The organism is Aliikangiella sp. G2MR2-5 (assembly GCF_015687155.1).
Classification (GTDB): Bacteria; Pseudomonadota; Gammaproteobacteria; order Enterobacterales; family Kangiellaceae; genus Aliikangiella.
Window position 1 is genome coordinate 216,476 of the sequence record NZ_JADPQF010000008.1, and the last position, 13,598, is coordinate 230,073.

Annotated in this window: 12 protein-coding genes; 7 read left to right on the forward strand and 5 right to left on the reverse strand. The window is 41.1% G+C overall.

The window, feature by feature from the left end:
• The first annotated feature begins 1 nt into the window (after position 1).
• Genes IYN84_RS20135 through IYN84_RS20145 form a run of 3 tightly spaced genes read left to right on the forward strand, consistent with a single transcriptional unit; the run spans position 2 to position 2,832 of the window.
• The gene (locus IYN84_RS20135) at positions 2-733 is read left to right on the forward strand and encodes an SDR family oxidoreductase (RefSeq protein WP_196141072.1); all 732 of its coding nucleotides are present in this window, start codon (positions 2-4) and stop codon (positions 731-733) included.
• A 9-nt stretch (positions 734-742) separates the two neighbouring features.
• On the forward strand, positions 743-2,242 hold the full coding sequence (locus IYN84_RS20140; protein ID WP_196141073.1) for a glycosyltransferase family 39 protein: 1,500 nt from the start codon (positions 743-745) through the stop codon (positions 2,240-2,242).
• Positions 2,243-2,244: 2 nt separating this feature from the next.
• Positions 2,245-2,832, forward strand: coding sequence for an HAD-IB family hydrolase (locus tag IYN84_RS20145; protein ID WP_196141074.1), 588 nt, complete (start codon positions 2,245-2,247; stop codon positions 2,830-2,832).
• A gap of 50 nt (positions 2,833-2,882) precedes the next feature.
• On the opposite strand, the gene IYN84_RS20150 is transcribed toward IYN84_RS20145, so the two are convergent.
• Positions 2,883-3,158 carry a helix-hairpin-helix domain-containing protein gene (locus IYN84_RS20150; RefSeq protein WP_196141075.1) on the reverse strand — a complete coding sequence of 92 codons (276 nt, stop codon included), beginning with the start codon at positions 3,156-3,158 and terminating at the stop codon, positions 2,883-2,885.
• 22 nt (positions 3,159-3,180) lie between these two features.
• The gene (gene mgtE, locus IYN84_RS20155) at positions 3,181-4,566 is read right to left on the reverse strand and encodes a magnesium transporter (protein ID WP_196141076.1); all 1,386 of its coding nucleotides are present in this window, start codon (positions 4,564-4,566) and stop codon (positions 3,181-3,183) included.
• Positions 4,567-4,912: 346 nt separating this feature from the next.
• On the opposite strand from mgtE, the gene IYN84_RS20160 reads away from it, so the two are divergent.
• Positions 4,913-5,395, forward strand: coding sequence for a YajQ family cyclic di-GMP-binding protein (locus tag IYN84_RS20160; RefSeq protein WP_196141077.1), 483 nt, complete (start codon positions 4,913-4,915; stop codon positions 5,393-5,395).
• Between the two features lie 126 nt (positions 5,396-5,521).
• Complete coding sequence (locus IYN84_RS20165) at positions 5,522-6,250, forward strand: hypothetical protein (protein ID WP_196141078.1); 729 nt, start codon at positions 5,522-5,524, stop codon at positions 6,248-6,250.
• Between the two features lie 56 nt (positions 6,251-6,306).
• Here the strand turns inward: IYN84_RS20165 and IYN84_RS20170 are convergent, their stop codons facing one another.
• Entirely contained in the window at positions 6,307-8,007 is a 1,701-nt protein-coding gene (locus tag IYN84_RS20170; RefSeq protein WP_196141079.1) for a diguanylate cyclase, read from the reverse strand.
• Between the two features lie 26 nt (positions 8,008-8,033).
• Positions 8,034-8,924, reverse strand: a complete 891-nt coding sequence (locus IYN84_RS20175) for a BPSS1780 family membrane protein (RefSeq protein WP_196141080.1) — start codon at positions 8,922-8,924, stop codon at positions 8,034-8,036.
• Between the two features lie 26 nt (positions 8,925-8,950).
• Here IYN84_RS20175 and IYN84_RS20180 point away from each other — a divergent pair, with 26 nt between their 5' ends.
• A complete protein-coding gene (locus tag IYN84_RS20180) occupies positions 8,951-10,426 on the forward strand; it encodes a diguanylate cyclase (protein ID WP_196141081.1) in 1,476 nt (491 codons plus the stop codon).
• Positions 10,427-10,549: 123 nt separating this feature from the next.
• Positions 10,550-13,009, forward strand: a complete 2,460-nt coding sequence (locus IYN84_RS20185) for a prolyl oligopeptidase family serine peptidase (RefSeq protein WP_196141082.1) — start codon at positions 10,550-10,552, stop codon at positions 13,007-13,009.
• Positions 13,010-13,071: 62 nt separating this feature from the next.
• Here IYN84_RS20185 and IYN84_RS20190 read toward each other — a convergent pair whose 3' ends face one another.
• A complete protein-coding gene (locus IYN84_RS20190) occupies positions 13,072-13,386 on the reverse strand; it encodes a hypothetical protein (protein WP_196141083.1) in 315 nt (104 codons plus the stop codon).
• Positions 13,387-13,598: the final 212 nt, after the last annotated feature.

The following is a 13,598-nucleotide window of genomic DNA, read 5'->3' on the forward strand; positions in this document are numbered from 1 at the left end:
AATGAAATATGTATTAATCGTTGGCGCTAAAAGTGACATGGCCAAGGCTATTGCCAGAGAATATGCAAAGCAAGGGTTTAATTTGTATCTGGCCGCTAGAAACGTCAACGAGTTGGAACCAATATCTAATGATATTACTACTCGTTTCCAGAGAGTAGTGCAATGTTTTGAACTAGATCTTACCGATTTTGATTCTCACGAGTCCTTTTATAATTCGTTGCCAGAAAAGCCTGCAGGAGTAATTACTGCTGTCGGTTATATGGGAGAACAAAAGAACAGCGAAGTCGACTTTGAAGAGTGTCATCAGGTAATTGATTCTAATTATACCGGTAATGTGTGTCTTCTTAATATTATTGCGAATGACTTTGAAGCACGTAGAGAGGGGTTTATTGTTGGAATCAGCTCAGTTGCAGGCGATAGAGGCCGCAAAGCCAATTATATTTACGGTTCTGCCAAAGCTGCTTTTACCGCTTATCTATCAGGTCTAAGAAATCGATTATATGATACCGGGGTTCAGGTTCTTACTGTTAAACCAGGATTTGTTGCGACTAAAATGACTGAAAATATGGATTTACCTGAAAATCTTACAGCGCAACCTGAACAGGTTGCAGCTGATGTCTTTTCAGCCCAACAAAAAGGTAAGGATATTCTTTATACCAAATGGGTTTGGCGATACATCATGCTCATCATTAAAAATATACCAGAGTTTATTTTCAAACGGCTCTCCATCTAAGGTGTTGAAATGAATCCTGATTGGATAAATAGATTGTCCACGCATGAAAAGTGGCTATTAATTTTATTTTTTTTAATAAAGTTATCGCTGGTTTTTACGCTTCCGCTGACTGGAGACGAAGCCTATTTTATTCAATGGGGAAAAGAGCTGGCTCTGGGTTATTATGATCATCCTCCTGTAGTGGGCTGGACAATCTGGGGACTCAGTTTTTTTAGCGAAAGTCTTTACTTTTATCGATTGTTTGCGTTTGTATCGTCAATCATCGTTGCTATCATTATTTATCGCCTGGCATTGCGTGTAACTCACAAGAACTCAGCGATTATGGTTTCACTGGCGTATTTAATTTCGCCTATATCTCTATTCAGTGTACTGCTTGCCAACGACGTCGTTTTGACTTTTTTCGGAGTACTTGGTTTTTATTACTATGTTACAGCGAGTGAGAAAAATTCACTTCCATTAGCGGTAATAAGTGGTGTCTTTTTGGGATTAACTTTCTTGTCCAAGTATCTTTCTGCGATGTTCTTTATCGGGATTTTCTTATACTCCCTTGTAAATGCTAAAAAAGTTAACTGGAAAGTCTCACTAGTATGTTCGATATTTGTTCTCGTTGCTATAGGAGAAAACCTGTATTTTAACCTGCAGAACTGCTGGAACAATATACTGTTTAATCTGGTATCTCGTACCAGGTCTTCGGGTATCGAGCCCAAAAGTCTGGTAATGTTTTTTGTAACGATGGCAATTTTGATATCACCTATGGCTATTGCGCACCTGATTAGACATAGAGTTGTCAGCGAACATCCCGTTATCAGACAAGCGCTTTATATCTGTGTCACATTTATATTGGTGTTCATGCTCGTCAGTATCTCTAAAACGGTAGGGCTGCACTGGTTTGCTTTGATGATACCATTTGCATTTATTCTGCTTTCGCAGGTAAGTGAAAATCAGAAGCAAATACTTTATAAATATTCTGGATATATTTCGTTAGCAATAGGAATGCTATTGTTATCCTTAGTGATTTTCAGCCAACAAATTTTTGATTTTAAGCGTAAACACAAAGATGTTGCTTTCTATTTGAAAGCGGAAGAAATTTGTAAGCAGCTGCCGCAAGGTGAAACTATTTTTACCAGGGGGTATAGTAATAACTCGGTTTTAGCATATTACTGTAAAGGCAATCGATTTCATGTCGCATTTGATCTATCGAAATATGGTAGAGAAGATGATAAAAGAGTAAATTTTAAACAATTCGATGGAAAAAGCGTTTGGTTCTTTGATAAAGATGATGAGATTATTGATCGAGTATCAGGCTACGTAGGCCGTATAGAAACCAAAACTATTCGAGTAGGCAAGGAAACGACCTTTATTCTGGTTAAGGGAGAGAACTTTAACTATTCAAAATATCGAGAACATATTTTGACGCCTATTTGTGAACAGTATTACACCGAACCAGGGTGGTTACCAGTTGGAAAGTGCAACTTTAAAGAAAAATATAATTTAAAAAGTGAAAAGTAATTATGAAGCTGGCTCTTTTCGATTTTGATGGCACTATTACTACAAAAGACAGCCTTGAAGATTTTATTCAGTTCGCAGTAGGTAAGCCGCGATACTATATCGGATTGCTGTTGCTTAGTCCCATGTTGGTCGCATATCTGCTTAAGTTGGTAAGAAATGATATCGCCAAACAAATGCTTATGTCGTTTTTCTTTAAAGGATGGAAGACAAAACGATTTGAAAAGTTGGCAAATGAATACTCCTTGCTAAAAATTGATGACATTGTTCGACCGAAAGCGCTGACTCGACTCAAGTGGCATCAGGAAAAAAATGACAAAATTGTGATTGTGTCTGCGTCAATCGATGTATGGCTAAAACCATGGTGTGACAGGAATGGTTTTGAACTACTTTCGACTCGAATGGAGTCGGTTGATGATCTATTGACGGGAAAGTTTGCCAACAGAAACTGTTATGGTGAAGAAAAAGTCAACAAGATTAAATCTAACTATCAGCTAGAAGAGTTTGACTTCATTTATGCATACGGGGATACCGCTGGAGACAAGCCTATGATGGCTTTGGCTAACGAGAGCTTCTACCGGGAATTTGAGTGAGCTAGTGGAGTGAATTCTCTCTTCGGGAGGTTCGTTAATTGCAAGCCTAACTATTTTTTTAAATGAGCTTTTCGTTCGGCTGTATATTCCCACCACTTTCTTGCTGGTTCTCCCCGCATATAGCGGACCGCTGCGATGAAAACATCGATAACACAGGGGTCGTGTCTTTGTGCCGTTAGCTCACACAGTTTTTTAAATAAAAAATAAGGATCCTGATCAACTAGCTCTATTGGCTTGCTAAAACCGAGTAACTTGAAATCAGCTGCCGTAGCGGGTCCAACGTTGGGTATATCGGTGAATTGTTTGACGTGGTTTCTCGAATTCATATCACAAATTCTATTGTAAACGCTAGGCAAAGAACAGTGTCGCCAGCCCCAGAAAAGCAAAAAAGCCTACCATATCGGTTACTGTGGTAAGCACAACGCCACCTGAGAGGGCGGGATCGATATTCATTTTATTCATTGCGACCGGCAAAACTGCACCTAGCGTCGCTCCGACCACCAGATTTATGGTCATAGCTCCCGCAATAGTAATTCCAAGAAAGATCGCCTGATCTGCATAAGAGGTAAAGCTGAACCATAAATAGACGCTTAGACCGACGACGATTGCCCAAAGTAATCCGTTCAAAACGCTGACCCCGAGCTCTTTCATCATCAGCCATCGGAAGTTATTACTGCTGATATGACCAACGCTAATTCCACGAATGACCAGCGTCAGTGTTTGTGTACCCGCAATTCCCCCCATACTGGGAACAATAGGCTGCAATATAGCTAGCGCGGTTACTATTTTGATCGTTTCCTCAAAAACGCCAATAACGGAAACGGCAATCATTACCGTGATCAGGTTGATTCCCAGCCACACCGCCCGCCTTTTCGCACTGGTAAAAACAGGCGCAAAGGTGTCATCACTTTCTGCTAAGCCTGCCATACTCATCAGAGAGTGTTCGGCGTCTTCTAAAATTACGTCGACAACATCGTCGATAGTTATACGGCCAAGTAGTCTGCCTTCTTCGTCCACAACTGGAGCCGAGGTAAGATCGCGTCGCTCAAACAGGCGAGCGACGTCATCATCGGGTAACTCCGCTGGAATTGGTTGTATGCTGGCATCAAGAATGTCATCAACTGTTTCTTCTGGTTGGCTGGTAATCAGCGAAGAAAGGGGAACTGAACCTATAAACTTGTCTTCTGCATCAACAACATAGATGTAATCTGTATTGGTTGGTAACTCTCCCTTCATGCGTAAGTAACGCAGAACAACTTCAGTAGTAACTAATGGCCTGACTGTCACCACATCCGTATTCATCAAGCCACCAGCACTATCTTCGGGGTAGCTCAGAGCATGTTCGACTCGATGTCGGTCCTGAACCCGCATCGATGCCAAAACTTCTTTTACTATTTTGTCCGGCAGATCACCCAGAATATCAGCCTGATCATCAATATCCAGGTTACGAGTTGCCGCTGCCAGCGCCGCAGGCTCCATGTTTGCAGCAAATTCGTTTCGAATTTCATCATCCAGAAACTGTAATACACGACCCTCGCGTTCTGTATTAATGAGTCGCCAAAGAATATTACGCTCTTTGGGAGGCGTTGACTCCAGGAAGTGGGCGACATCAGCTGCAGGGAGTTCGTTTAGCATCATTCGAACCTGGACAAACATACCGCTCTGCAGCGCTTCATTTAACTGCTGGAGATGAGCACTACTGTATTCTTTTTCAAAGTTTTCCAGTATTGGCATGTTGGTAACAGCTTCTTAGTGAGTGAAAATTGAGCATTTAGTCAGAGGAATTCAGAACAGGCGAAATTATCACAAGTTATTGAAAATCTGTCCAATTTTAATTGTATTGGAGGCTTGGAACCCATCAATTATTCTAGACCAAGAAGCTCAAATAGGCCTAATCAGGTATGAGTTATGAAAATTTTTGTACAAAAAACAATCATGTTATGAGATGTGGTTACTTGCATTAACCGTCCGGGTTGCTAGATTTAACGGGGAGACTCCGAATGATGGAGTTTTCGGCCGGGTTATGTAAGAATGCGCCTATAAATTTGAGCTAAACCAGACGGTTAAGATGGGAATATAGATGCCTTCTTTTGATATTGTTTCTGAAATAGATAAACATGAACTAAGTAACGCGGTTGATCAGAGTAATCGAGAAATCAGTACTCGCTTCGATCTAAAAGGTACGCCTGCCAAGTTAGAACTTGCTGACCTTACCGTGACTGTGACCGGCGAAGGGGAGTTTCAGGCAAAGCAAGTGATTGATATTTTTAGAAATAAGCTAGTAAAGCGAGGCCTGGATCCAAATTGTATGGACGTTGCGGAAGCAGATATCACCGGGAAAATAGCCAAACAGTCTATTATTATCAGAGAAGGTATAGAACAAGCCCTTGCTAAGAAAGTTGTTAAGTGTATCAAAGACAGCAAGATGAAAGTCCAGGCGAGTATTCAGGGAGACAAGGTGAGGGTTACCGGCAAGAAAAGGGATGATTTACAATCTGCCATCGCGGTAATTAAAGAGGCGGAGTTTGAGTGGCCGCTTCAATTCAACAATTTTAGAGATTAGTAAAAAAAGCCAAAGATTAACAGGTGGCCCTTATAGACTGTTTATTTTTGGCAGGAATCTTCCAGATTATTTTACATATAGATTAACCGCTAGCTTTTTCTAGCAGCATTAAGAGGTGATTCAGAGATGAAGTTGAAGTTGATGCTTTTGGCAGTACTTGCGTTATCTGTAAGTAACTCTGCAATAGCACAACAGGGACGTCTGTGTTTGGACAACGTATGTATTGGAGACGACGTCGAGCAACTCGAGCTGAAGTGGAAGAAAGTTCCGATTAATTACAAAACATCTCGCACAGTAAAAATGCAACTGAATGATATTCCCGTTGAACGTCTTTTCTATGACTACAACGAAAGGTTGATAACCGACTCAGATGTTTTAAAAAAGCTTGCTGCTCATATCATCGTACTTCAAAAATTCGATCAAGAAGTTTTGGATACGTTGAGAGGGGTTAAAGCAATTTGTACGCCTCTTTCTTTGACCGGTGAAGTAGACAATGGTACCGGCGAAAAACTATTTGTAACCTTCAGGACCGTCGCTGATGATGGTGGACGTGGTCGACTGCGTGTAGTTCAACTAGAAAAAGAGTATAAAATTTATCCGCAACATCTTCGACCCTCGGATAAGGAACGATATGATGAGCTTCTCAGTAACTTGAGAAGCAGGTTTGAAAAAGTTTATGAAGTTAGAGATATCGATGCCAGAGCGGAAAGTAACGAAATTGCTTTCGCCGAGGCAACTCTTGGTTTTCGTTTTTTTTCTGACGTAAGAAATCCCTTAATATTCAGACTCAGAGACACCTCTGATTATCCATCAATAGAGTTTGATGAAGGGCGAAGCGCCCTGTGTAAGAAATAATAGCTCTATAAAAAAAGCGCCCGAGGGCGCTTTTTTCTTTCTATTTCAAGAACTTTCTAAGCAGTCACTGTCGGGTTTTTAATTAGCAGATAATTATGTTTGGTACGGCTTTTGGCTTTGGAAAGCGCATAATTAGCATCTTGTAGAAGGTGCGAAACAGATAGATGTTGATCCGGATTATAAATGACGCCTCCGACGCGAGCATCCACATAAAGATCGACACCTGCTTCTATTGGCTGCTGGATTGATATGAGTTCTTCATAGACACGCTTCAAGCAGGATTCAGCATCCTGTCGTCCGACAATAGAGGCGGCAATGCAAAACTGCTCTTCACTGAAGCGACAGATTAAGTCGAATGGCCTGAGTACTTTTGTTAGTGCATTGCTAACCGTGACTAGCAGATGATTTCCGATACTATAGCCGTAATTGGTTGTTATCCTTCGGGCCTGCTGTATATCGATTACAGCTATCAATAGTTGATTGTTTCCTCTCTGACTGCGCTGCATTTCTTCTGACAGGCGTTGAAAAAAGGTTGGTCTGAGCAGAGTGCCAGTTAAATGATCATAGGTAGAGCCTTTAAAGAAACGCCAGTATTTATGGGTTAGCGTTAAGGATATGACAACTCCGATAATCGTCGCAATAACGGGGACTACTTGGGAATAGATTTCTATTTTCCAGCCTAAAAGGCCTGGAGAATACATGAGTGACTCATAAATCAGTATTAACCAGCCAAAGACACTGGTTGTTGATATCAACCAAAAATATCGACGTTGCTTGTGAGCTGCAATAATGAGCCCGCTGCCGATTACAAAAAAGCCTACAGCAACATTTACCCAATAGTTTATTTCAACAATAAAACGTAGGTTTACCGCAAAAGGCCAGACAATAATTACCAAAGCTGAACACCCCGCTAGTATTAAACCTGCGGCATAAATCTTTCTGAGTTCTAATTCAAAAAACTTAAATATGAAAAGCGCATAGGCAATGATGCTGAAGTTCAGTAGAAAAATCTCAAGTTTAAAAACCGAGCTTAAATCAAGTGCCAGGTTTTGGGGAACTGAAGAGCGTGCGATTGAAATTAAAGCAAATGCCAGTAAAAAAAAGGAAAAGTGTATTGTTTCTGCATTATCTTTAACCATCACAAAATAGAATGCTTGAAAAACGCAAAGTAGTAATAGCAGGGATGCAACGATAATGAAAGTGTAGTCGATTGATTGAAGCTCCTTGAGCTTATTTAAATAGTCGGTTATGACCGGTGCTTCAGTATATAGGCCGGGTAACTGCCGGGAACTATAGGTTTTAATTCTAATTTGATTAAACTGGTTGTAGTTTATTTGATCTCCTGGCACAAGGTAGAGTCTTGAGTATCGAAAGCCACTATCAAATGAAGGCAAAAACTTTCCTGTTCTACCTATCAGTTCATTATTTATGAAGACCTCATCGACATCGTCCAGGGATGGAAGCCATAACCCGATAGTGGACTTTTTTAATTCACCACTAATGATCACATCCTTTGTATAAGTCTGAAAAATTACCTGATCGCTAAATCGTACTATATCTACCGGTAGTTGCTTTTTGTGACATTCAGAGGGGATTGTTTTAAAGTGCGTGCAGACTTCCCATTTGGTATCCAAAACTTCAGGTATTGAGTCGACTAGTTGCGCAGCTGTTACTGTAGTTGAAACAGACAAAATACTCAGATAGAAAATTGCGCACAAACTGTATGCTTTCGAAATTGAATTTATTGTTGAAAGCATCACTGCTTCTCCTTCAAATCGTCCATTTAAAGCGTGATCTGGCCTTCTGGTTCATTCATACTTTTTTCGCGGAACCGTCCGCTTTCTGATTCGAAAATATCTTCGTAGGCGGTAAACATGGACACAAACATTATTCCAAAGTTAAAAGCTATTACTGTTAGTGTAACCAATACTGTCAAAATGGGGATTAGTATGCTGATCAGCTGCGCAAGGAATATGAGTAAAAACATGGCAAAGAACCCGACAACTCCATAAACCATAAATGGCCAAATATTCCTATTGCAGGCGACAAAGCTTAGCTTAAGTGCTTCCAATGGCTTCAAGTGATCGAGGATAACTAATGCGGGTGCAAACCAGAATGCCATAAAGACGGGGATCAATAGGGCCAGCATAATCAGAAATGGAAAAGCTAATGACTCTAACAGTTCCTGATAAGCTTTAACTGCTTCATCTTGTGTCATGCTGCCATTGGTTAACGCTTGCGGGTCGAAGCTTAAATCGGGTGAAAATCCTAACAGGTAGGACAGCAATATCGCGATTATGAAAATTGCTATTTGAGATGTGAAGTACAGCGCTCCCAAAGTAAATAGTTCTGCTGTTTTTACCTCAAATCCTTTGAATAGGAAACTCATTTGGAAAGACTGTCCGTGGCGGATGGATTGACATCCGAGCATCAAGCCGCCAATCAAAACCGGCATGCAAATCGTTGCAAAAATCTGAAAAAAGGGAATAACGACTAAAATAGCAAGTATGACAAGGAGTAATGACATGGTCACTAGCCAGGTAAGGGGACTTTGACGGAATATCTGCCAAGCTCTTTTAATCCAGTCAATACCATTACTCGAGGCCACTTTTCTGATTGAAAGGGGAGGAACAGAGTTTTGCTCCGGGTATCCTGGTTGGTTAGGTTCCATCATTGATTGATTCCTGATTAATTTCTTTAATGAATAGACTGGTTTATCACTGGCCTCGCGCTGGTTCTGCGGGCAGGCAAGGCATAAGGTTAGCGCATTTATATGGAGGGTCTACTATAATCAATTCAGTGGATTACAACAAGCAACGACCTGATTTCCTTGATAAGAACAGTATTGAGCTATTTAGAATGCAAGATTTAAACGAGGCAGGCTCTAATATTTTGGTGATTGAACCATCTCGGCTCAATCGAGAAGTGATTGAGCAATACATTAAACTATCCAATCTGACTGCTGATTTTGTTGAAGCGCCGGAAGACGCTATCAAAAATGTAGAAACAAATAATTATCAACTTATTTGCTGTGCCAATGAATTAAATGGCAATAAGGGCGGTCTTTTGGCGAAGAAGATTCGAGAAGTTGTCGGCAGCGTCCTGCCAATTTTGTTATTCACTTCAAATGATAGTAAAGAGGTCTTGAGTGAGGCTTTCAATAACGGTGTGACAGAGGTGATTCATCGAGGTCAATTGATAGAGTTGGAAATCTATCTACAAAATATCATTATTGAAAATACACACAAAACTTCAGAACGAGGTAGAGTGTTAGTAGTTGAAGACTCCACTCCAGTTGCAGAGCTAATTCGTACAGTCCTCGAAAACGCCAACAATCGGGTGGAGATTCTCGATAATGCCGACTTAGCTTTTGAAAGAGTAAGGCTGGGAGAGCCTGTTGATATTGTAATTACCGATATTCTGCTTGAAGGCGAAAAGAGTGGAATTGCTTTAATACGATCGATCAGAGGATTAGATGCCCCGCTTTGTAACTTGCCTGTTTTAGCTATTTCAGGATTAAAAAATGAGGATCAAAAGATTGAGGCTCTGAAACAGGGGGCATCTGATTTTATTTCTAAGCCTATCAATTTCGACGAAATGCTTGTTCGAGTAAGAAATTTAATAAGAAGCAAACGCCTCTACGAAAGAGTTTGTGAGCAAGAACAAAAACTCCGTAAATTGGCTGCTACCGACCCTTTGACCGGGCTCTACAATCGACACTACTTATCAGAAATTGGGATCAAGCGGGTGCATGAAGCTTGCCGGCACGGACAGGATTTGAGCTTGGTGATAGTCGATATTGATTATTTCAAACGGGTAAACGACTCTTTTGGACACGCTGCCGGAGATAGCGTTTTGAAAGCTGTGGGACAATCACTGAGTCATGAGTGTCGGAAGGAAGATATTGCAATTCGATTTGGAGGAGAGGAATTTGTCCTCATTTTGCCGCATTGTGACTATCAGAGCGCACTAAACAAAGCTGAAAATCTGCGCAGCATGATTGAAGAGCTAACGCCGGAAGGGATATCTATTACTGCCAGCTTTGGTGTTGCTTACCTGGAAAAGGCTTCTCAAGAGCAAACATTTAATAAACTTTTCCTGAGAGCTGATCGTGCTGTTTATAGGGCTAAGGAAGAAGGAAGAAATCGAGTTGTTGGAGAAAAGGCTGTCATCTAAGATATTTAACATAACCTAATTTTAGTTGTTCACTTCCGGTAACACTCACCCCCCTACAAGAGATTCTGCATTAGTGTTATGCTTGCTGCTATTTAAAGAGCAATAATTACAAGCAGATAAAAAATGAAAGACAGACTAAAACAATCCGGGCTCACCCGAAGCTTGAAAACATGGGTAGCAATCGTTCCGCTGTGTGTATCCTCTCTCTCTCTGGCCGATACACCGCCTCCTCCTTCAGTGACAAATGATCAATTGACCTTAAAGCGGGTCATGTCCGATCCGGATTGGATGGGACGTTCTCCCGAGGCTTCATTTTGGTCGCTAGATAATTCGAGTGTTTATTATTCGCAAAAAGCTTTAGGGCATTCCCATCAGGAATACTCCCTGATTAAGTTGAGCAGTGCCGGGGAAGCACAGGGTAAGCCTCAACTATTAGATGAATCGGCTGCTTTAACCATTGCAGCACAAAAGGCATCACTTAACTCAAGTAAGAGTCAGGGCGTGTTTGAATTTGAAGGAGACATTTACCTGATTAATATTGATACTGGAAATATTGAAGCCTTGACTGCCGATGAAGAAAGACAGAGTAAGCCGAGGTTTTCTGCTAGTGATCGAATTAGTTTCCTTCAGGGCTATAAAGTTTTTCACTACGATCTCAACCGTCGTCTCGGAACACAGGTAGCGGAGTTTAAGACTGAGAATGATCCAGAAACGGATACAGGTAAAAGCTACCTGGAGCAAAGCCAGCCTCGACTGCTGAAATATATTGAAAAAACAGAGGCTGAAAAAAAATTCCAGCAAAAACGACGTGAAGCTAACAATACCAGTGCCAATAAAACCTGGTTTCTGGGCGCCGATAAACGAATTCGAACTTTCAGGTTATCTCCCGACGGTGGTTGGGTAATTCTTGGTTTAGTAGATAATGGTTTGGAAGGAAAGTCGGACCATATGCCTGAGTTTGTTACTTCTGATGGCTATGTGAATGACAGGAAAGTTCGTCCTCTGGTCGGCAGCTCTAAGCCAACCAATGAGACCTTTTACGCTTTTGATTTACTTACTCAGGAAAAGCATGAAATCGATCTGGCAAAATTACCAGGGATAAACGATGACCCGCTGGAAGACCTGAAAAGGAATGCTGCAAAGAAAATTGGCTATAAATTCAAAGCCCTTGATAAACCACGCTCTGTGTATGCATATAACTGGATGGTAAACGGTGGGGTAGAGTGGACTAGTGATAGTAAAAAGGCGGCCATTTTACTTTTTTCTTATGATAATAAAGACCGTTGGCTAGTAGGATTCGACGTCAATAAGAAATCTCTTAAAACTCTCGACTGGATGTCTGATGAAGCCTGGATCAATGACTGGACTTTCAATCAGTTTGGCTGGTTACCAGATAACCAGACTCTATATTTCTTGTCTGAAAAAGATGGTTACTCCCATCTGTATGTAAAAAAAGGTCGAAAGAGAGCGACTCAGTTGACCGAAGGCGATTATGAAGTGAGTGATGTGACTATCAGTGACGATGGAAAGTTCGCTTATTTCAAGGCAAACAAGAAGCACCCGGGAATTTATGAAATATATCGAGTAAGTACCAAGGGGGGAAAGGTCGAAGCGCTTACCAACCTCAATGGTGTAAATGATTATGTTTTGTCTCCAGATGAAACCAGTCTTTTGATAACTCACTCTACCACAACCAAAATGCCTGAACTTTTTGTCAAAAAAGTTGGTGTAGAAGGCGCTCCACAAAAGCTGACAGATACGATGAGCAACGCGTTCAAGTCAGTGAGTTGGCAGGCTCCACAGATTGTTGCTATTCCATCCAGACATATAGACCGTCCTATTTATTCCAGGTTTTACAAAGCACAAAATAACAGCAAGGTTGGTGATAATGGCAAGAAGCCCGCTGTTATTTTTGTTCATGGTGCTGGTTATTTGCAAAACTCTCATCAAGGGTGGTCGGGATACTTCCGAGAGTATATGTTTCACAACCTTTTGACTCGCCAGGGCTACGTGGTTCTGGATATGGATTATCGAGCGTCCAAAGGTTATGGAAGAGACTGGCGAACCGCTATTTATCGTCAGATGGGAACGCCTGAGCTTGAAGACTTGGTTGATGGAGCTGACTGGCTATCTAAAAATGCAGGAGTTGATCCAGAGAGAATTGGGGTTTATGGCGGATCTTACGGGGGCTTTATGACATTTATGGCGCTTTTTAAAGAGCCAGATGTTTTTGCTGCGGGGGCAGCTTTAAGGCCTGTTACAGACTGGGCTCATTACAACCACGGCTACACCTCGAATATTCTCAATACCCCGGAAGTTGATCCTGAAGCTTACGAACGTAGCTCTCCAATCGAGTTTGCCGAAGGGCTTAGAAAGCCACTTCTGATTGCTCATGGTATGGTCGATGATAACGTATTTTTTAAAGATTCGGTGAGACTGGTACAGCGACTCATCGAATTGGAGAAAACTCCTTATTTTGAAACGGCTATATATCCGGTAGAGCCTCATGGGTTTAAGCAGCCATCCAGTTGGCTGGATGAGTACACTCGAATTTATCAGCTATTTGAACGTTACCTCAATTAATTGAGGTATCCTTGCTAAACAAAAAACGCCGACGATTCGTCGGCGTTTTTTCATCTTAAACTTTACCCTGTTTTCTTATTGAAACTAACTTTTCCGTCCTGGGTTTGTCTCAGATAAGCTTGATAATTTGGCTCTGACATTACTTCTCGTAAAATTGAAAGTAACATCGAATCGGTCTTTTTTTCACCATATTGGTAATTCAGATAACCTTTGATTGCAAGCATCCAGGTTGGCCAATGGAAACGAATGCGTCCTGACTCCTCGAAAAATTCCAGACGATTGGAAAACAGGTTGGCGTGAGAGCCCGCCTTCTCTGCTGCGTGATCGACCACCCGCCAGATAAACTGTCTGTCTTGAGCTGTTAATTCTTGCATCATACAACGAAATTCCCTTTTCTATGCGAGTCGTTTGAGTATATTCCAATTAAAAAAATAGACAAGCGAATTAGGTGAACCAATAGACAAAATAGAATATGTTTTTTTCTTATCCGCTAATTGTTATTAAAAATCTTTTTTCTTGTATCAAATGTTATATTAAATAACTGGGGTGAATATCGTATCTATTATTATGAAGGTGCTGATTATCTAAT